Annotated in this window: 18 protein-coding genes and 1 pseudogene; 9 read left to right on the top strand and 10 right to left on the bottom strand. The window is 55.5% G+C overall.

What is annotated here, in order from left to right; all coding sequences use genetic code 11:
- Positions 1–13: 13 nt before the first annotated feature.
- The 7 genes and pseudogenes from BLU75_RS25545 to BLU75_RS25515 all read right to left on the bottom strand — a co-directional run bounded on the left by BLU75_RS25545 (position 14) and on the right by BLU75_RS25515 (position 6,534).
- Positions 14–1,314, bottom strand: a pseudogene (locus tag BLU75_RS25545) (acetamidase/formamidase family protein).
- A 30-nt stretch (positions 1,315–1,344) separates the two neighbouring features.
- On the bottom strand, positions 1,345–2,154 hold the full coding sequence (locus BLU75_RS25540) for an HvfC family RiPP maturation protein (protein ID WP_084379555.1): 810 nt from the start codon (positions 2,152–2,154) through the stop codon (positions 1,345–1,347).
- Positions 2,147–3,043, bottom strand: a complete 897-nt coding sequence (locus BLU75_RS25535; protein WP_084379556.1) for an HvfB family MNIO-type RiPP peptide maturase — start codon at positions 3,041–3,043, stop codon at positions 2,147–2,149. Before BLU75_RS25535 ends, BLU75_RS25540 begins: the two co-directional genes overlap by 8 nt.
- 84 nt (positions 3,044–3,127) lie before the next feature.
- Entirely contained in the window at positions 3,128–3,634 is a 507-nt protein-coding gene (locus BLU75_RS25530; protein ID WP_084379557.1) for an HvfX family Cu-binding RiPP maturation protein, read from the bottom strand.
- A gap of 23 nt (positions 3,635–3,657) precedes the next feature.
- Positions 3,658–4,284 carry a ferric reductase-like transmembrane domain-containing protein gene (locus BLU75_RS25525; RefSeq protein WP_084379558.1) on the bottom strand — a complete coding sequence of 209 codons (627 nt, stop codon included), beginning with the start codon at positions 4,282–4,284 and terminating at the stop codon, positions 3,658–3,660.
- 202 nt (positions 4,285–4,486) lie between these two features.
- On the bottom strand, positions 4,487–5,797 hold the full coding sequence (locus tag BLU75_RS25520; RefSeq protein WP_084379559.1) for an ATP-binding protein: 1,311 nt from the start codon (positions 5,795–5,797) through the stop codon (positions 4,487–4,489).
- Positions 5,794–6,534: a response regulator gene (locus BLU75_RS25515; protein ID WP_084379560.1), complete on the bottom strand. Its 741-nt coding sequence runs from the start codon at positions 6,532–6,534 to the stop codon at positions 5,794–5,796. The genes BLU75_RS25520 and BLU75_RS25515 overlap by 4 nt, the downstream gene beginning before the upstream one ends.
- Before the next feature lie 292 nt (positions 6,535–6,826).
- Between BLU75_RS25515 and BLU75_RS25510 the strand changes: the two genes are divergently transcribed.
- The 5 genes from BLU75_RS25510 to BLU75_RS25490 all read left to right on the top strand — a co-directional run bounded on the left by BLU75_RS25510 (position 6,827) and on the right by BLU75_RS25490 (position 9,940).
- Entirely contained in the window at positions 6,827–7,039 is a 213-nt protein-coding gene (locus BLU75_RS25510) for a hypothetical protein (RefSeq protein WP_084379561.1), read from the top strand.
- Positions 7,040–7,112: 73 nt separating this feature from the next.
- Complete coding sequence (locus BLU75_RS25505) at positions 7,113–8,339, top strand: cytochrome c biogenesis protein DipZ (RefSeq protein WP_084379562.1); 1,227 nt, start codon at positions 7,113–7,115, stop codon at positions 8,337–8,339.
- A 303-nt stretch (positions 8,340–8,642) separates the two neighbouring features.
- Positions 8,643–9,017 carry a hypothetical protein gene (locus BLU75_RS25500; protein WP_084379563.1) on the top strand — a complete coding sequence of 125 codons (375 nt, stop codon included), beginning with the start codon at positions 8,643–8,645 and terminating at the stop codon, positions 9,015–9,017.
- 380 nt (positions 9,018–9,397) lie between these two features.
- Entirely contained in the window at positions 9,398–9,661 is a 264-nt protein-coding gene (locus tag BLU75_RS25495; RefSeq protein ID WP_084379564.1) for a DUF2790 domain-containing protein, read from the top strand.
- Between the two features lie 66 nt (positions 9,662–9,727).
- Positions 9,728–9,940, top strand: coding sequence for a PAS domain-containing protein (locus tag BLU75_RS25490; RefSeq protein ID WP_084379565.1), 213 nt, complete (start codon positions 9,728–9,730; stop codon positions 9,938–9,940).
- A gap of 404 nt (positions 9,941–10,344) precedes the next feature.
- Here BLU75_RS25490 and BLU75_RS25485 read toward each other — a convergent pair whose 3' ends face one another.
- A complete protein-coding gene (locus BLU75_RS25485) occupies positions 10,345–11,247 on the bottom strand; it encodes a LysR substrate-binding domain-containing protein (protein WP_084379566.1) in 903 nt (300 codons plus the stop codon).
- 110 nt (positions 11,248–11,357) lie between these two features.
- On the opposite strand from BLU75_RS25485, the gene BLU75_RS25480 reads away from it, so the two are divergent.
- The 4 genes from BLU75_RS25480 (at position 11,358) to BLU75_RS25465 (ending at position 14,285) form a co-directional block, all read left to right on the top strand.
- The gene (locus BLU75_RS25480) at positions 11,358–12,203 is read left to right on the top strand and encodes a class II aldolase/adducin family protein (protein WP_084379624.1); all 846 of its coding nucleotides are present in this window, start codon (positions 11,358–11,360) and stop codon (positions 12,201–12,203) included.
- 113 nt (positions 12,204–12,316) lie between these two features.
- On the top strand, positions 12,317–13,633 hold the full coding sequence (locus tag BLU75_RS25475; RefSeq protein ID WP_084379567.1) for an MFS transporter: 1,317 nt from the start codon (positions 12,317–12,319) through the stop codon (positions 13,631–13,633).
- Between the two features lie 75 nt (positions 13,634–13,708).
- Positions 13,709–13,996: an NADPH-dependent FMN reductase gene (locus tag BLU75_RS25470; protein ID WP_130909359.1), complete on the top strand. Its 288-nt coding sequence runs from the start codon at positions 13,709–13,711 to the stop codon at positions 13,994–13,996.
- Between the two features lie 34 nt (positions 13,997–14,030).
- Positions 14,031–14,285 (top strand): hypothetical protein, encoded by a 255-nt coding sequence (locus BLU75_RS25465; RefSeq protein ID WP_130909358.1) that lies wholly within the window; start codon positions 14,031–14,033, stop codon positions 14,283–14,285.
- Positions 14,286–14,544: 259 nt separating this feature from the next.
- On the opposite strand, the gene BLU75_RS25460 is transcribed toward BLU75_RS25465, so the two are convergent.
- Positions 14,545–15,531, bottom strand: coding sequence for a PDR/VanB family oxidoreductase (locus BLU75_RS25460; RefSeq protein WP_084379570.1), 987 nt, complete (start codon positions 15,529–15,531; stop codon positions 14,545–14,547).
- Between the two features lie 71 nt (positions 15,532–15,602).
- Positions 15,603–17,147: a Rieske 2Fe-2S domain-containing protein gene (locus tag BLU75_RS25455; protein WP_084379625.1), complete on the bottom strand. Its 1,545-nt coding sequence runs from the start codon at positions 17,145–17,147 to the stop codon at positions 15,603–15,605.
- Between the last annotated feature and the right edge of the window lie 124 nt (positions 17,148–17,271).

Raw genomic sequence — 17,271 nt, 5'->3', positions numbered from 1 at the left:
GCAAGCCCGACGGTTATTGGAGCGGGTACTTCTCACGTACCAGATGCCCAATCCCCATGCGGTCGAGGATGTCCATAGGACATAGGAAAGTGACGCGGACGGTGCCGGGTAATCGGCTGATTTCTATGGAGCCGGTGATCGTGGCGCGGTTGAGGACTTCATCGTAGGGCAATCCGGTTACTGCCGCAGCGCGCTGCAATCCATTCTCGGTTGCACGGTTGAGGTTCACGCCGCTGCCAATGAAGGTGATCGGGCCATTTCGCTCGACCTCGAGTTGGCCCCAACGCACACCCAGTTCAAGCACTTTTTGATGTTGCTCGGCACTCATTGGCCGCGCCATGGGAGGCAGGTCGTCGATGTTCTGCAGCAGGATCGGGCCTTCGAGCATGAGGTTTTTGATGACCTCCACCGTCAACTCCGTTTCGCCCGAGACATCCGTGGCGTGCCCAGCGATCTCGCCATTTCCTTGCTGCGCGTGCATGTCGCCCATGTACGAACCTTGACCGGGCAGATCAGGATGGCTCCTTCGCGCACCGAGTTCGTGTCCATGTGCCCATCGGTCTTGGCTGCATGCAGTTCGTCATGGGTCAGGCCGTAACGATGCGGGGCTCCAACCAGATACTGGCCGAAATCGGCACAGTTGTGCGAGTCCGGAATATCCCGAGCGGGCGTGGTGCCGATGTTGCCGAGAAACGGCCGCATGTGAGCGGCCAGGCCGGGAATCTCAGCGCGAGCCAGCGAGAGAATCGAATGCTGCGCCGCCAGCTCCGGCAATGCAGCCATTTGCGAGGCGTTACCCGCCAGGCGGTTCGCCACGTCTTGGTTGACCGTCAGACTGACCTGGTTTTCCTGGTCAAACACGATCACGTAGCCATGGCTGAACTGGAAGGCGCTTACCTCCTCGCCACAGTGATTGCAGCGTATCGCCTCCTCGCCAATCCCTTCGACATGACTGGCCGGATGTTCAGTGCCACAGGTCGAACAAAACTTGGATACGAACGGGTCACCGTGATATCGACCTTCGACAAACTTCATCACCCCTGAAGAGGTGGCAAGCGAGGTGACGCGCATGCGCTGGATCTTCAGTGCGACAGCATCACCGACTTCGGCACCGACTATCGCAACCGGCTGGGTCACCTCGTGGCCACCCTGGAATGACGGTGTGATCATCGGGCCCCAGCAGCCCGGTGGGGTACCCGTGATCAGGGTTCCACCATCGGATAATGGTCCCAGCATTGGCAGGCTGGGACCAATTATGCCGTTGGTGTAGGTCTGGACCCTTAGCCGGTCCACTGCTGGACGCCCGGATTTCATATCAGATTGGATTTTGCTCATTGCTTACTCCTATGCCCACATAGCGTGCGCAGTGATACCGCTAAAACTAGGCGCGCTCGCCGTGCCGACGACGGCCTGTTTATGCAGCTGGCGCAAAAGCACCAGCGCGTCGGCAACGAAGCTGGCCAGGTCTGGCGCGCCAACCTCCCCGGCCAATGCCTGCAACTGCGCTCGGCCATCCAACGCTGGGAACTGCTCGATCCGCTGCAGCAGGCGCCATGCCAGCGGGCTGAGCTCGGAGAATCGCACCTGCCCACCCGGTACACGGCAGATCAGGAGTAACGTTGGCGGCTCCAGTGCTGCGGCTGGTAGGTGACCAGGCCCGAGCCGGTGTACAGCCCATGTGTAGGCCAGCGGCCAGGCGAGCGGTGATAACCGAAGCGGACGTTCGAGTAACTGCTCGGCATCGCCTGTCTGAAACGGCGCCGCATCGACCTGTTGCAACGCCATCTCCATCCACTCGTAATGGGCGAGCTCAGGCAGGAACGGGTACCAGGGGTGTTCCTGGCCTGGCGACTCCTCCAGGCTGGCGACGAACGCTACAAACTCCCGGGCAACTTCACCGAAGTACGGCGTTTGCGATCGGTAGTCACGCAAGAATCTTCGCACCAGGGCCCGCCAACCGGCCTCACCCAGCACGGCAATCAATACCGGAAATGTTCCGCCCAACAACCCCAACAGGTTGTTGAGAATCAGGTTGAGATAGACTTTCGCCCGTACGGGGTCCATCCCCGCCGGGGGCGCATGGCCGTCCGGGTCACGCAGGTAACGGGTCAGCGCGAGCTGTTGGCTGTGCAAACTCGGGGAGAAGTCAGCCATCGACGGCCACCCGCACCATCGCATTCGCCTCGCATTGCAGCCGCCTGATGATATCCAGCTCGGCGACCAGCGCGTTGTAAGGTGGAAAGTTGAAATCGCGTTCGAGCAGCGTAGGTTTCGTTCCAAAGAGCTCATAGGCTTGGGCCAGCAACGACCAGACTACCGGTTTGACCGAGGCACCATGGCTGTCGATTATCAAATCATCGGCTTCGTCATAGTGTCCGGCCACATGCATGGCGATCACACGGTTTGGCTCCACACCTGCCAGGAAAGCCTTCGGGTCAAAACCGTGGTTCACCGAGTTGACGTACACATTGTTGACGTCGAGCAAGAGGTCGCAGTCGGCTTCGCGCAGTACCGCATTAGTGAAGGCCAGCTCGTCCATGTCCTGATGTGCAGCGGCGTAGTATGAGACGTTCTCCACCGCCAGCCGACGGCCGAGGATGTCCTGCGCGCAACGGATGCGCGCTGCGACGTGATGTACCGCCTCCTCGGTAAATGGTAACGGCAGCAGATCGTAAAGATGTCCGTCGTCGCTGCAATAACTCAGATGCTCGCTGTAAAACGGCACGTTGAAACGATCGAGAAACCCGCGTACCTGCCCAAGAAAGGCTTTGTCGAGCGGCGTACTGCCACCTAGCGATAGGGACAGGCCGTGGCACGACAGCGGATAGCGTTCGGCCAGCGATTGCAGGGCCTCACCGTGAGCGCCACCGATACCGATCCAATTTTCCGGAGCCACCTCCAAAAAGTCGAAATCACCGAAGGGTGCGTCACTCAGCATGTTGAGCAGTGCACGACGCAACCCAAGCCCTACGGAAGCCTGAAAAGGTGGCCGTGAAGCCTCGGGAGGAGCCATATGTATAGGTGAGGAGATGTTTGTTTGCATGAGTTTGATTCTCCGATCCAGTATTAGAAAGGTGAGGACACCCCTGTACGCGATGGATAGACGCACGGCCGGGTTTCAGCGTGTTTACCGACGCTTGACGCATCGCTCAATGAGCGCATCCAGGCTCAGCTTGCCGGCGCCCGTGAACAACAACGGCAGGAGCGCTACGAGGTAGATCAAGGGCAGTTTGTAATTGCCGTAGCCTTTGTTGCTGATGGAGTAGCCTTGGGCTAGTTCGCTCAATGTCGACCAATCGGCTGGCCAATGGACTGCGGCAGTTGCCACGACGGTTACCGCTATCAGGATGAGTGCCGAGAGGCGTGTTCCAAGGCCCACAAGCAGGGCAATGGAGCAGAGCAATTCGGCCCACATTGAGAGCTGCCAATTCAGCGTCGCCGGCACATAGTTAAATGGAAAAGGAAAGGCGGCCTGAATGCTCTGGAACCAATTTTCACCGTTCCATTTCTCCAGGCCCGCCTCGAGAAATTCCCATGCCAGGAAAACTCGCAGGCTCAGTGGTGCGACCCAGGCTCCAGCACGATCAAGGTTAAGGTGCAGCCACTTCAGGGCTGATGAGATGTTTGCTTGCATGGGTTTAATCCTCCGATTCATTGTCAAGAAAGTGGCTGCCGGACCTGACTGCGTTTGTTGGCCTGAGCCAGCTTGCCGACCAGGCGGATGGTTATGGCGGCACAGGTGATACCAAACGGCAGCACGTACCAGGCGTTCATGGGGATGCGCTTGAAGTTGGCGTAGGCGAACACAGCAACGATGATCCACATGCCGGTGGTATGCAGAACCTTCCAGGCTTGCGCCCCCAGCAGGTGTGCCGGGCCTTTGAACGAGGTGAGTGCCATCAGCAGGATGAACACATAGGCGACCGTGCCTGGGGTGTTGTCGACTACCGTGCGCATTGGCCAGAATTCTGTGTTCAGTTGCCCGTAGGCATAGATCAATACGGCATGGACAAAATGGGAAAAGGCGAAGGCCAGACCGATAAAGCGTCGTTCGCGTACCAGGGCTTTAGAGAATGGCGAGGGGACCAGGACAGCAAAGGCAGAGGCGGTAAAGGCCGCGAAAAACAATGCAAAGGATGAACGTGCAGTGGCGCGAACGGCACTGCGTAACCCCTCGACCAGATCCGGCTGCAGCGCCACGGCCAGCGCACTCATCACCAGGATCAACAGTGCGAGCAGGCTGAACAGTTGCCAGCCTTTGAAGGTTGGGGTTTGGCTGATCATGACAATACTCCTGTGGCAAGGGCCTTCGCCATCCGGGGTGTCCGGATAGCCAGCCGAAGGTTGGGAGTCTTGCAAGAGCATGTACGCCAGTCATGTCTGAAACCGGCCGTTGCGCAACATTGTGTGTGTACTGCAGCGGTCGATACAGTCCCATACAAAAGGCCAGCCGGCCTGAACCAAAACCGCCGTACATCGGTGTGTTCTATTGGCCCCCGGCCAGGGTCAGAGTTACGCAGAGGCCACCGCCCTCGCGGTTGCCCAGGGTCAGCGAGCCGCCAATGGCCTCGGCCAATTGCTGGGCGATGGCCAGGCCCAGCCCCGTACCGCCACTGCTGCGGTTGCGGGAGCTTTCCACGCGGTAGAACGGTTTGAAGACTTCGTCCAGCACGTCTTCATCAATGCCGGGGCCACGGTCCAGCACCTTGATCGATAGGCCCGCCCCTGCCCGGCCTTCCACCAGTACCTCGGCGGCACCGGAGAACTTCACTGCGTTGTCCACCAGATTGACCAGAATCCGTCGCAGGGCATGGGGGCGGGTATCGATAACTGCGCCATTTTTTCCTGCAAGCGTCACGGCCTGCCCGGTGTCCTGATAGTCGAAGACCAGGCTGTCGAGGAACGAGTCCAGGTTGATGCGACAACTGGTCTCGGTGGCGCCATGGATGCTGCGTGCATAGGCAATGCCTTCGCGCACCAGGTGTTCTATTTCATTGAGGTCATGGACCAGCTTGTCCTTCTCGGCCGACTCGTCGGCGAATTCAGTACGCAGCTTCATTCGGGTAATGGGTGTTTGCAGGTCATGGGAGATCGCTGCGAGCAGTTGCATGCGCTCCTTGAGGTAGGTGGCGATGCGCTCCTGCATGGTGTTGAAGGCTTTGGCAGCATGAGCCACCTCTGTGGGGCCGCTTTCATCCAGGTGCACGGGATGTGCATTGGGGTCGAGATTCTCTACCGCCTCGCCCAATCGGGTCAGCGGCCGAACCGCGATTCTGACGGCGAGCCAGGTGCAGCCGATCATCAGCATGAGCTGGCCGAGCAGGACGAAAGGCAGCCATGGCGACAGCGGCACCATGGCGGGCCAGACGTCGATGGTGACCGGGTTGCCGTCACTTAACTGCAACTGCACCTGGAAGTGTTGCCTGAGGCCGGGAATCTCAACGAACGTCAACGCGTAATCATGGCCGATGGCGGTTTCGATCGAGTTCACTGCGATGGGTATGTTGTCCTGATCCATCGGCACACCGGGCTCGCGCTCGCTCAGCAGATAGCCGTAGGTACGGCGCTGCAGACGATCGAGCCAGCCCGGGCGCTCGTCGGCAGGCAAACGGTCGAGGATCGCGATGGAGGTCGAGACGTCGGTTTCAAGGTTGCCCAGCATCGTCGACTTCGCACTCTGGTAGCGCTCGTAGTACTGGGCACCGAACGACAGGGCTTGCGTGAGAATCAGGCCAACGAGAAAGATCAGCGACAGGCGTGAGGCCAGGGTGCGCGGCCAATGCAGCGCGACGTTCATGGCTGTTCCGGGAGGATTTCGACGGGAAAGGTGAACACGTAGCCTTCACTGCGCACCGTCTTGATATAGGCCGGATCGCGCGCGTCATCCAGCAAGCGCTGGCGCAGGCGGCTGACCAGCAGGTCGATGGAACGATCGAACAGGTCGGCATCGCGGCCCTGGGTCAGGTTGAGCAATTGATCGCGACTGAGCACCCGCTGTGCATGATCGAGGAACACCCGAAGCAACCGGTATTCGGCCCCGCTCAGGGCGACCAGCGTGCCATCTTGATCGAGCAGGTGGCGCGCGGTGGTGTCGAGGCGCCAGCGACCGAACCCCAGTAGCCGACCACTTTCGCTGACCACCAGGTTGGGCGGCAGCATCCGCGTGCGTCTGAGCACGGCGTTGATCCGCGCAAGCAACTCACGGGCGGAGAACGGTTTGCTCAGGTAATCATCGGCACCCATCTCCAAGCCGATGATACGGTCGGTTTCGTCGTTGCGCGCGGTAAGCATCAACACGGGAATCTTCTTGTGCTTGCCGGCGCGTAGTTCGCGACACAGCAATAGACCATCGTCGCCCGGCATCATGATGTCGAGCACGATCAGGTCAACCTGATTGGCTTCCAGGAAGGCCCGCATCTGGCGGCCGTCTGCCATTACCGTGGTGCGCAACCCATTCTTCTTCAGGTAGTTGCCCACAAGCTCTCTGATCTCGCGATCGTCATCAACGATCAACACATGATCGACATGTTCCATACCCTCAACCTCTCAGTGTGTGCTGGTTACCCAGTGTAACGAGGCGTCAGGCTTCTGCCCGCAAGCCTTTGTATTGCAGTGTATCGGGCGCGTCATGGATACACGCGTATGCAAATCGGGGCGATCGTATCCCTCTGTATCGAACCCCCTCTTCGACACTTAATGAATTCAACAGCGGTAATGCCCGACACATCCGAGATACCCGGCAGGCTTTCAATGGGCTCCATCGAGGCGTTATGACTGGCCTCACCAGCCCCACAACGATCTACCCATTGAATGCGAGGAAAAGATCATGAACCACATAAAGAGCTTTTTGACCGCGGTTTCCTTTTCCATTGCAGGTGCCGCCGCGCACGCCAACGCAGCTATTGAACAGAGTAGCGGTGGCAGCGCCACGTGTTTTCAACTGACGCCCGTGAGTGGAAAAGACACGCATGCCCTCCTTGCTACTGACGGCTCCAGCCGCACTGCGCAAGAACAACCGGTGCATGACCAGACTGCCTGAAGCACTCCTGAAATCAACACCCGCGTGCCTCGTTGATCGGGGCACTTTGTGAACACATTTGCCAGGTGATCTCATGCTCCTTATTGCTTTCCTGGGCGGCATCTTGACCGTCCTCAGCCCCTGCATTCTTCCGGTGGTGCCGTTTCTGTTCGCTGGCTCCGACCGTAAGCGCTCATCAATCCTGCTGACCCTCGGGGGTATGGCCCTGACTTTCGCCTTGATCTCCAGCCTGGCCGTGGTCAGCAGCGAATGGGTCATTCAAGCCAGCAATGCCGGGCGGTATGTTGCACTCATGGTGATGGCGCTGTTCGCGTTATCACTGATTTTCGCACGGGTCGGCGGATGGCTGGCACGCCCATTGGTGGCGCTCGGTAACCTAATTTCCCCCAACACACGACAGATGTCCGGTCCGCTGGGTTCAGTGATGATTGGTGTCGCCACCGGGCTGCTGTGGGCGCCATGCGCCGGGCCTATCCTCGGAGTAATTCTGACGAGTGCCATGCTCCAGGGCGCCAACGCGCAAACCAGTCTTTTGCTGGTTGCATACGGTCTGGGCAGCGCCCTTTCGCTCGGCACCCTGATCTTCGCCGGCCGCGGGCTGGCCAAACGACTGAAACCGTCGATCCCCATCACTGGCATGCTGCGACGCTTAGGTGGAGTAGTCGTCCTGGCAACAGCAGCGGTGATCGCCACCGGAACCGACAACGCGCTGCTCGCCAGTACATCTTCCGAAGGTGTTGCCAGCATCGAGAGACGTGTGCAGGAAACCATCCCGAAAATTATCGATTACTTCGCCAGCCAGGTTAAGGCAGACACCTCATTGGACGCGGCTAAAGGTGCTATGCCCTCGATAGCCGGTGCTGTGCAATGGATCAACTCGCCAGAGCTGAGCAACGAATCACTGAAAGGTAAAGTGGTGCTGGTTGATTTCTGGACCTATGACTGTATCAACTGTCAACGCACCCTGCCTTACGTTAAGAACTGGGCGCAAAAGTACGAAAAGGATGGACTGGTGGTGATTGGCGTCCATACGCCAGAGTACGGTTATGAACGCATCATCGATAACGTCAAGGATCAGGTAAAAAAACTCGGTATCACCTTCCCAGTAGCGATCGACAACAACTATGCGATTTGGCGTAATTTTGATAACCAGTACTGGCCGGCTCATTACTTGATCGATGCCAAGGGTCAGGTGCGTTACACGCACTTTGGTGAGGGGCGCTACGACACACAAGAGAAGGTGATTCAGCGACTGTTGGAAGAAGCCAATACAAGTACCACTCCACCAACAGCCGCCTAACCGCTAAGTCAATAGTTCATGGATAAGTCCATGAACTATTGACCTGTTTGTTCAGAATGGCTGCATAGCTATCAAGACCACTTTATAACGACTACATCGACGTCGAAAAAGCGGCACGCTGCCCACACTTCACACGCTTTCTAAACATTGTGTACCCGTCTGTATCAGAACCCCGGACGGATACGCAGGCACCGATTTGGATGCGTTTAAGCACACATCACCGATACACCCAAGCGTTTAACTATGTTCATCGGATAGCCGCAGCTACCGACCCACTCAAACCAAATACGCGGAGCAACTCCTATGTTCAATTTCTCGAAAGTTTCATCACTGGCACTCGGTCTGGCACTGGTAGGCGGTCTCGGTTTATCGAACCTGGCGTCGGCCAATACCCTGAGTACTGTGTCTCACGGCCAGATCCAGCAATTGCTTGTGGAAGGTGGCTCTGATCGTCTGAACCAGAATCGCGTGGCTGAAGGTGGCTCTGATCGCCTGAACCAGAATCGTGTGGCTGAAGGTGGCTCCGATCGCCTGAATCAGAACCGTGTGGCTGAAGGTGGCTCCGATCGCCTGAATCAGAACCGTGTGGCTGAAGGTGGCTCCGATCGCCTGAACCAGAACCGTGTAGCTGAAGGCGGTGCCGAACGGTTGCAAGAAGTGCGCGAGCGTGTCGCCTAACGCAGTGCGCGCGGTGTGATTGTTGCGAAGTTCGGCTAGAAATATCAGCGGTATTGATTCCGACAAGCCAACACCCCAAGCCCGGAGGCCAAAAGCCCTGGGCTTTTTTTCACGTTAAAAACCGCTTAACGAATTATCGGGTTAGACGCTCTTGGCCGTCATAAAAAACATCGAGGTGAGATGCTTACTTGCGTGCCCTTTTCCGGCGACTTTTGTATTTACGTGTATCAGTGGTCACCCCAGATACGCACCGAATTACACGGGCCTGTTTTCGACACAGACGAGATACCTCGCGGGCTTCTAATAGGTTCCATCGAGGCAAACCCAAACCCCTCGATTCAATTGAACGACCTACCGATTAAAGCCTTTAGGAAATCACAATGAATACCAAAACTGTCGTCGCCGCTTGCCTGTTTGCCGCACTGAATATCTGCACCCTGTCAGCCCGTGCCGAAGTGGATATCACCCCCAAAACCTACACCTACGGCACGCACCTGGACATCAAGAAGGTCGTGTCGCTGCAGCAGGACGCCACGCCTTCCTGCGGGATCGTGAATGCCCGGATGACCTACCTGGATTCCCAGGACAGAACCCAGGTCCTGGATTACAGCAAAATTTCTGGCAACTGCAACTCAGACAACTGAGTCCCTCGCTTGCCCATTGCCCACATCGATCCTCGAGTACAGCCACCTGTCGTTAAAGGTCCAGATATGAACCATCAGTTGAACCGCGTCATCGAGGCCCTGCCCGCCATCGTCTGGACGGCAACGGCAGAAGGCTGGATCGGTTTTTTCAATCAGCGCTGGTACGACTACACCGGCCTTGAACTTGAGCAGGCCCAACACCGGGGGCTGGAGGCGGCCATCCACACGGAAGACCTCAGCCGCCTTGTCCAAAGCAGGCAAACCACAGCGCCATCGTAACCGCTCCACGAACCCCAAATTCAAAGCCAGCAGTTGATCCCCGAAGCTGTATTCCGATTTCTCTCTGGAGCCAGCACGTCACACTACAAACAGATATCAGTCCAGGGCAGCAAAAGCATTGCATGCTGCCAGGAAGGGCCTCACGGCGCTCCACAAGGTTTTTAAATAATTTCCCTATTCGGAATTCACCTACCAGCATACGGCCAGAGAAGGGGTTTCCCGGTAGCGCACAGTGGTGGAAAACCTGAAGGCCCTTGCATATAGCCGGAATTCTTCCCCCTTTTAAGTCCAAGGATCGTATGGCTGATTGGAAGAAAAGGGAGGGGGGCTGTGTATGTGATGCTCAAGCGCACGATGATGGAAGAGCGGGACGAGTGACATGTGCATCGTGCCCCCCGACACTGCTAGGCACTATCCAGGCGACACGCTTCTGTTAACCACTCACGAAATGCCACGATCTTTGGTGAATTTCTCTGCGTGTGCCGATAGCAAAGAAAATGGATTTCGCACATCACAGACCGACAATCTTCAACAAAGTATTTGACCAAGCTGCCGTTGGCCAACTCCTGCTGGGAGAAGCGCACACTCTCCAATGCCAAGCCCAAACCGTCGACTGCAGCGGCTAGCGCCAGGGCGCCTCGGTCAAATGACGGGCGATGCATAATCTCGGGTATACGCTTTCCATGCTGACGAAAGTAGTCTTGCCAAGAGAGAGGGTTGAGCTGTGATTCGATCAGCGGAATGGTGTCCAACTCGTCGAACATGATTTCAGTTCGACCGCCCAACAGCATCGGCGCACCGAGGGTGCAGCACTCTTCGCCCCCCAAGCTCTGGACACAAATATCAGAGCTTTTTAGTGCAGCTCCGTAAGCAATCACCATGTCCAATTCAGAATGCTTATGCAAATCTATCGGAGTAGCACTGGATGACAGCTGAATAGTGAACTGGGGATATCTGGCGAAAAAATCTGGCAGCCTTGGGCCAAGCCATTTACTTGCGAAGCTAGGCGAGCAATGAACCGAAAGCTTCTCCGTCTCAGCAAAGGGGCGAAGCTCCATGCAAATCTGATCGACCGCATTGAAAGCAGGCTGGATGACATCGAACAACCTACGACCCTGATTGCTGAGCTCAAGATGTCGACTATGACGGATGAACAGCGGAAAGCCGAAAAATCCTTCGAGATTTTTTATCTGGTGGCTGACCGCAGATGGGGTCTGGTGTAGCTCAGCAGCAGCAACACTGAAATTGCCGTGCCTCGCAGCGGCCTCAAAAGCTCTGAGCGCTATCAAGCTAGGTCGATTACTCATTATTGTTATCCTGTGAAATTATTTCACAGTGCAGTGAAATAGCATCGTTTGTGAGTGTTTGCAAGGTTTGTGAAGGTACAACCTCAACCGAGCCAATGGCGGATGCCCAGATGAATATCAGCGTTAAACAAGCTGACACCACACTGACCAAATCTAAAAACAGAATCTCTATTTATCAGCCCGAACAAGAGGGCTTGATCTATCCGGAGGTGCCTGAGTTCGAAACTTACGCCGAACAACGCAAGCATCTGAAAGAGCGCCTGGTTGCCGCGTGTCGTGCATTCGCTCTGCAGGGCTACGACTATGGCTTCGCAGGTCACTTGACCGTAAGAGATCCGGAGTTTCCAGAGCTTTATTGGACGAACCCTATGTGCGTCCACTTCTCTCAGGTCAAGGTGTCCAATCTGATCCTGGCTGACCACAATGGCACAATCGTCGAGGGTGAGTACGCCATCAACCGCGCCGGTTTCGTGCTGCATGCCAACGTCCATGAAGCTCACCCGCACATTGTTGCAATGTGCCATGCCCATACCGTGTATGGGGGCGCATGGGCCAGCACCGGCTTGCCGCTGGAACCTATCACACAGGACGCTGCTGCATTTTTCGAGGATCAGTTGGTGATCACTGCCGAGGCGGGCGCCGTGGCAGTCAAGACTGATTCAGGCAAATCCATCGCCTCGCTCTTCGGCAAACACAAAGCCATTCTGCACCAAAACCACGGCCTGCTGACTGCGAGTAGCCACAGCATAGAAAGCGCTGCATTTTGGTTCATTGCGCTTGAGCGATGCTGCCAGCAGCAGTTAATGGTTGCGGCGACCGGTATCAAGCCAAAATTGGTCACTGACGAACGCGCCCGCTTCAGCCGTGAAAACGTCGGCAGCGATTACATCGGCTGGCTGCACTTCCAACCTATATGGGGGCAATTGCTGCAAACCCAGCCAGACATGCTGGATTGATAGCTTTCTGACTCTCAGCCCCTGAAAAATACGACACCCCTTGCAGCGCTTGAACACCGGGCAAGGGGTGAGACGCGAGCCTTATAAATTTAACAATGCTTGGAGGCGTCCTCATGAACACCATTGCCGACCGTGCCCAGCCACTACCAGGAATACTGATTAATACAGAAGACCTCATCTATAAAAAGGTGATGTTCCGACTCATTCCATTCCTGTTCCTCTGCTACGTCTGCTCCTACCTCAACCGCATCAACGTGAGTTTTGCGAAGCTCCAGATGGCTCAAGACCTGGCATGGAGCGATGCCGTTTATGGACTCGGAGCAGGTATGTTTTTCATTGGCTATTTTGCTTTTGAAATCCCGAGCAACATCATCATGTATAAAGTTGGAGCAAGACGCTGGATTGCCAGGATCATGGTGACCTGGGGTGTGATTTCTGCAGCCATGATGTTCGTCAACACACCGATGCAGTTCTATGTCATGCGGTTCCTCTTGGGCGTAGCTGAAGCCGGTTTCTTCCCGGCGATCCTTCTATACATTTCCCAATGGTTCCCTTCATCCAGAGGCGCAAAGGTCACCGCTCTTTTCATGGCAGCGATTCCAATGTCAGGCGTCATCGGCGCTCCGCTGTCAGGGTGGATCATGCATTCGCTGAGCGGTGTGCAGAATCTCGCAGGTTGGCAATGGCTGTTCATACTCGAAGGTCTTCCCACCATTATTGTCGGTATCTGCGCTTATTTTTATCTGACGGATCGGATTGAGGATGCACACTGGCTGAACGAAGAAGACAAGAAGATTCTCCGCCACAACATCGACAGGGAATCTAATGGTAAACACCTTCATCGGATGATGGATGGACTCAAAGATCCCAAGATATGGCTGTTGAGCTTTATCTATCTGTTTTTCACCATGGGGTTGTATGGCGTTAGCTTTTGGCTGCCTACGCTAATCCAGGCGTCCGGTGTAACAGACTCAATGCACTTGGGCCTGCTTACAGCAATACCTTATGCCTGTGCTGTAGCTACGATGGTCGTGGTCGGCAGGAGCTCGGATCGCTTCAAGGAGCGCCGTTGGCACCTTGCTATTCCTGGAATTCTCGCGGCAGCCGGCTTCCTGATCAGCGCATCGTTTCAGGCAAATCTGATGATTAGCCTTCCTGCATTATGTTTAGCAACGATGGGGGTCATGACTACAATTTCTCAGTTCTGGACGTTACCTCCTGCAATTCTCACAGGTGCTGCAGCCGCTACCGGCATTGCACTGGCTAACTCAATCGGAAGTGCTTCCGGCTTTATCAGCCCATACGCGATGGGCACGATTAACGCTGCGACGCAAAGTACCTCCTCAGGGATTATCTTGCTGTCGGTCGTTCTAGTTGGTGGTTGTCTGCTTGTATTTTTAGTCCCTAAAAATTTACTGACATACAAATAATCAAAGCCCTCGTAAGAGGGCTTTTTTTCGAGCCACTGTTGATCAAGCATATTGGCCATCTCATACAAATACAAAATGGTCATTGAAATGCGAGAAATTAAATTTTTGGCACTGTGTGGCAACCTGCGTCATGAGCCCAACAATGCGGCGATCCTTCGCACCATAGCCTGTGAGCTGCTACCCCCAAAAGTTTCGCTACATACTCATTCGCTGCATGACCTCCCGTTGTATGACAGCGATCTCGACATGGGGGATACGCCTGCATCTGTTAATGATCTGCGCAGGGCGATAACGGAATCGGAAGAGGTGGTGATCGCCGCCCCTGAAATAAGTTATGGGATGTCAGGTGGACTGGCTGTCTAGCCAAGCGTCTCTCTGCCCACTCAAAGGCAAGCCCGTGATGACGCTCACTGGTTCACCAGCCGTTACAGCTGGTGCACGTGCGCAGTTGCAGCTCAGCGAAACGCTCTGGGCAATTGAAGCAATGCCAGTTTCATATCCACAAATAGTCATTGCCGGTACGAAGTCGAAAATGTATGAGGGTCGTCTAGCGGACGAGGCTACCCGTCAGTTTCTGGCTGCAGGTATGCTGGCGATGGAGGAAATGATCCGACTGCAAAATGTCTCCAGACTGCCGTTTACCTGGGCGTAGGGGGGCACGGATAACTGAAATGTTCGCTGCAACTGTTCAAACGATGAACAGCCAATTGATGACCGCTGACCCGCAGCGGTATACCGACGACATACCCTACAAACCGCCGCCCTCCGTAGAAGCCCCACGTCAAAGATGTTGGGCTTTCATATCACGCGTACAAAAGCCGATTTGTTGACTGCTCTCGCTCTCACGAGTCATCAACCAAATCGGCCTTTCAGGTTCCGTAATTTCTTGACGGAAGATACGTTCGCTATCTTTAAAGGTCTAGGACTAGGGTGCCGCTCGCTGCCCGCGAGACGCAGCAAGTGAGGAAGTCAGGTCTCTCGCTGTCATCGAGTATGAAGTCCTGATGGTCGACAGTGCCGGCCAAGTAACGCACCTTGCATGTCCCACACAAGCCAGACTGGCAGGACGTTTCCACGGGATAACCAGCGCTGTTCAAAGCCTCTGCCAAGCTCTGGTCGGGCGCCACCTCCAATCTCTCACCTGTGCTGGCGATCTGGGCAATGAATCCCCCGACAATCGAGCACTCATCGGTCTGCGACTTGACGGGAGCCTTGAAGTGCTCGAAATGTACCGATCCACTAGGCCAGTGTTCCGAAGCGTCCTTGCAGGCCTGCATGAAGCCCCCTGGCCCGCAGTAGTAGAGATCGCACGCACCCTCGGGATTTTTCAAGATCGAAGAAATATCTAGCTTATTACTGGGATCCCCACCATCGAAATGGAAGCTGATTCGACCCGATTTCGCTAACCCTTCGAGCTCGGATTTAAAGGCAGCGTATTCCGGCCCTTTGGCGCAGTAGTACATCTCATATGAAATGTTCTGCGCCTCTAGATGGTGGGCCATCGACTTCATCGGTGTTACCCCAATGCCACCAGCAAGCAGGACGACCTTGGTGGAGCCTGGGTGCAGCTCAAAATTATTCCTGGGTGCGCTCACGCGCACCCTGTCACCTACTTTGATGCTTTCATGAACAGCCGCCGATCCACCGCGACCATTAGGATCCTTTAACACAGCAATCATGTAGCGATGATGTTCTGAAGGAGAGTTGCAAAGCGAATACTGACGAATTACGCCAGAGCCGACGTGAATATCAATGTGCGCGCCGGCAGTGAAAGGCGGCAGAGCGGATCCGTCCGGAGAGACGAATTCGTACGAATTTACGCCGTTCGCTTCCATCCTGATTTGTTTGACCACCAGCTCCAGATCCTTAGCGGCAGTGTTATCTACAATTGCGTTCATACCTCACCTCGGCGATGCGCTTACAACTTCCGAGATAAGGGCTATCTCGGAAGTTGACGTGGGCCTTTTTTTTATTTTTTGAAGCTTTGCTCAAGCTGCTCGAGCCGTTCCTTAACGAACGTGGCTCGCTCATCCCCCTTCAATTGATCAGCCTCAGTAAGGATGGCCACCGTTTCTTTGGCCAGTCGGCGGCGGTTAGCAACTTCTTGCTCCACGGTGTCGGCGATAGGCATTTCGAAGACATTACCCGCGCAGTAGCTGTTAGGTGCCCCGTTCATGGAGCGCAGCCACTCTGCGAAACCATGCGCACCTGCTGCCGGGTTGGTTCCGCGAACAGCGTCACGGAGCATTTTGCGGAACGCATACACACCCGCATCGAACTTCGTAGGGTTTTCGAGCTTGTGTACCGCGATGGGACGCTGCGAAATGATCGCCTCGTAGTCACCTGGCGCGTATTGGGCGTCTTTATATATCTCACGTTCACGGTGATTCGTAGGGATAGGCGGCAATTCATCCAGTTTGTATTTGCCGAAACGCTCAGGCCGGCGCATAGCCACCTGCCCCTCAAGAAAGTCGATGGTTTCGTAACCGACCATGCTCTTGTCACCGATCCCACGTGTATCGATACCTGGCCCCATCACGCGCCAGCCCATCATCTTGCTATTCTCGTCGTCGACTGGAACTGTCCAGCGAACGATATGGAACCGGCTGAAGAGCTTCTTCGCCGAGCCATCTTCGGAGGTGTACGCGTGCAAGCTCAGGTTGGGCAGTACCTGGTGTTGGATACGCAGGAACATCCTATCGTCATTAACTCGACGTGCGCCGGCGCAGGCAAGACTTCGGCCTTGATGGACTGGGATGAACTGCATGTCTGGTGCGACTTCCATGGACGCTGCGCCCACTTCATCGAAGGTTGTGCCTTGGAAGTTTTTGTTCACCACATTCTTGGCTGAGTGCAAGGCGGTGGGGTGGAAATTGTCTGCTGCGTTGTCCTGAACCTGCATCCAGTTGCAATGCTGGAAGTTGCTGTAAGGAACCAGCTCATCGCCTTCAGCAACGGTAAAGTTTTCTTCCCACTCTGGAAATGGCGGCTCTTCATCTGGTGGGCCCATGTAAGCGAACACCAATCCATGACGCTCAAACGCCTTATACGCGCCTTGGCGAATTGAGCAGGCATATTTTTCCGCCTCTTTCTCCTCGCCAGCAGGAAATGGTACGTGCAAACAAGCACCATCCACGTCAAACACCATGCCGTGGTAGCAGCACTTGATACCGCGCTCTTGGATGGCGCCATATTCCAGGGATGCCCCTCGGTGGCAGCAGTGAGCATGCAATACGCCGATCTGGCCACTGCCGTCACGGAATGCCACGAGCTCCTCGCCAAGGATCTTCATGAAGCGAGGGGTATCAGTCAGCTCAAGCGACATACATACTGGATGCCAGAAACGGCGCAGGTATTCTCCCATTGGAGTACCAGGCCCAGTTTCAGTCAATTCAGGATCATGTCCCGGAACATTGTTGGTGTGGTAACCACCATAAGCTATAAGTTTTTTGGCAATCGGTGCACCGGCGCCGCTCGACTGTTTGGCTTCGTGCTGTTCGAATTTCTCGGTCATGACCATGTCTCCGCTCTTATTTTGTCGTCAGAGCTCAGGCTACGGAACTCTGTATACATATTATTTGAACACGCTGGTACCATCGGTAGTGCTTAGGTGACGTCTAATGCCTCATCGTTAAGTT

Source organism: Pseudomonas mucidolens (assembly GCF_900106045.1).
Lineage (GTDB): Bacteria > Pseudomonadota > Gammaproteobacteria > Pseudomonadales > Pseudomonadaceae > Aquipseudomonas > Aquipseudomonas mucidolens.
This window is presented reverse-complemented; position numbering and strand designations above follow the sequence as displayed.

Coding starts and splice junctions, on each gene's coding strand:
- BLU75_RS25530 (WP_084379557.1), bottom strand. CDS start 3,634: ATGCAAGCAAACATCTCATCAGCCCTGAAGTGGCTGCACCTTAACCTT.
- BLU75_RS25540 (WP_084379555.1), bottom strand. CDS start 2,154: ATGGCTGACTTCTCCCCGAGTTTGCACAGCCAACAGCTCGCGCTGACC.
- BLU75_RS25460 (WP_084379570.1), bottom strand. CDS start 15,531: ATGAACGCAATTGTAGATAACACTGCCGCTAAGGATCTGGAGCTGGTG.
- BLU75_RS25495 (WP_084379564.1), top strand. CDS start 9,398: ATGAATACCAAAACTGTCGTCGCCGCTTGCCTGTTTGCCGCACTGAAT.
- BLU75_RS25470 (WP_130909359.1), top strand. CDS start 13,709: ATGGTCATTGAAATGCGAGAAATTAAATTTTTGGCACTGTGTGGCAAC.
- BLU75_RS25515 (WP_084379560.1), bottom strand. CDS start 6,534: ATGGAACATGTCGATCATGTGTTGATCGTTGATGACGATCGCGAGATC.
- BLU75_RS25480 (WP_084379624.1), top strand. CDS start 11,358: ATGAATATCAGCGTTAAACAAGCTGACACCACACTGACCAAATCTAAA.
- BLU75_RS25535 (WP_084379556.1), bottom strand. CDS start 3,043: ATGCAAACAAACATCTCCTCACCTATACATATGGCTCCTCCCGAGGCT.
- BLU75_RS25525 (WP_084379558.1), bottom strand. CDS start 4,284: ATGATCAGCCAAACCCCAACCTTCAAAGGCTGGCAACTGTTCAGCCTG.
- BLU75_RS25505 (WP_084379562.1), top strand. CDS start 7,113: ATGCTCCTTATTGCTTTCCTGGGCGGCATCTTGACCGTCCTCAGCCCC.
- BLU75_RS25475 (WP_084379567.1), top strand. CDS start 12,317: ATGAACACCATTGCCGACCGTGCCCAGCCACTACCAGGAATACTGATT.
- BLU75_RS25510 (WP_084379561.1), top strand. CDS start 6,827: ATGAACCACATAAAGAGCTTTTTGACCGCGGTTTCCTTTTCCATTGCA.
- BLU75_RS25500 (WP_084379563.1), top strand. CDS start 8,643: ATGTTCAATTTCTCGAAAGTTTCATCACTGGCACTCGGTCTGGCACTG.
- BLU75_RS25485 (WP_084379566.1), bottom strand. CDS start 11,247: ATGAGTAATCGACCTAGCTTGATAGCGCTCAGAGCTTTTGAGGCCGCT.
- BLU75_RS25490 (WP_084379565.1), top strand. CDS start 9,728: ATGAACCATCAGTTGAACCGCGTCATCGAGGCCCTGCCCGCCATCGTC.
- BLU75_RS25455 (WP_084379625.1), bottom strand. CDS start 17,147: ATGACCGAGAAATTCGAACAGCACGAAGCCAAACAGTCGAGCGGCGCC.
- BLU75_RS25520 (WP_084379559.1), bottom strand. CDS start 5,797: ATGAACGTCGCGCTGCATTGGCCGCGCACCCTGGCCTCACGCCTGTCG.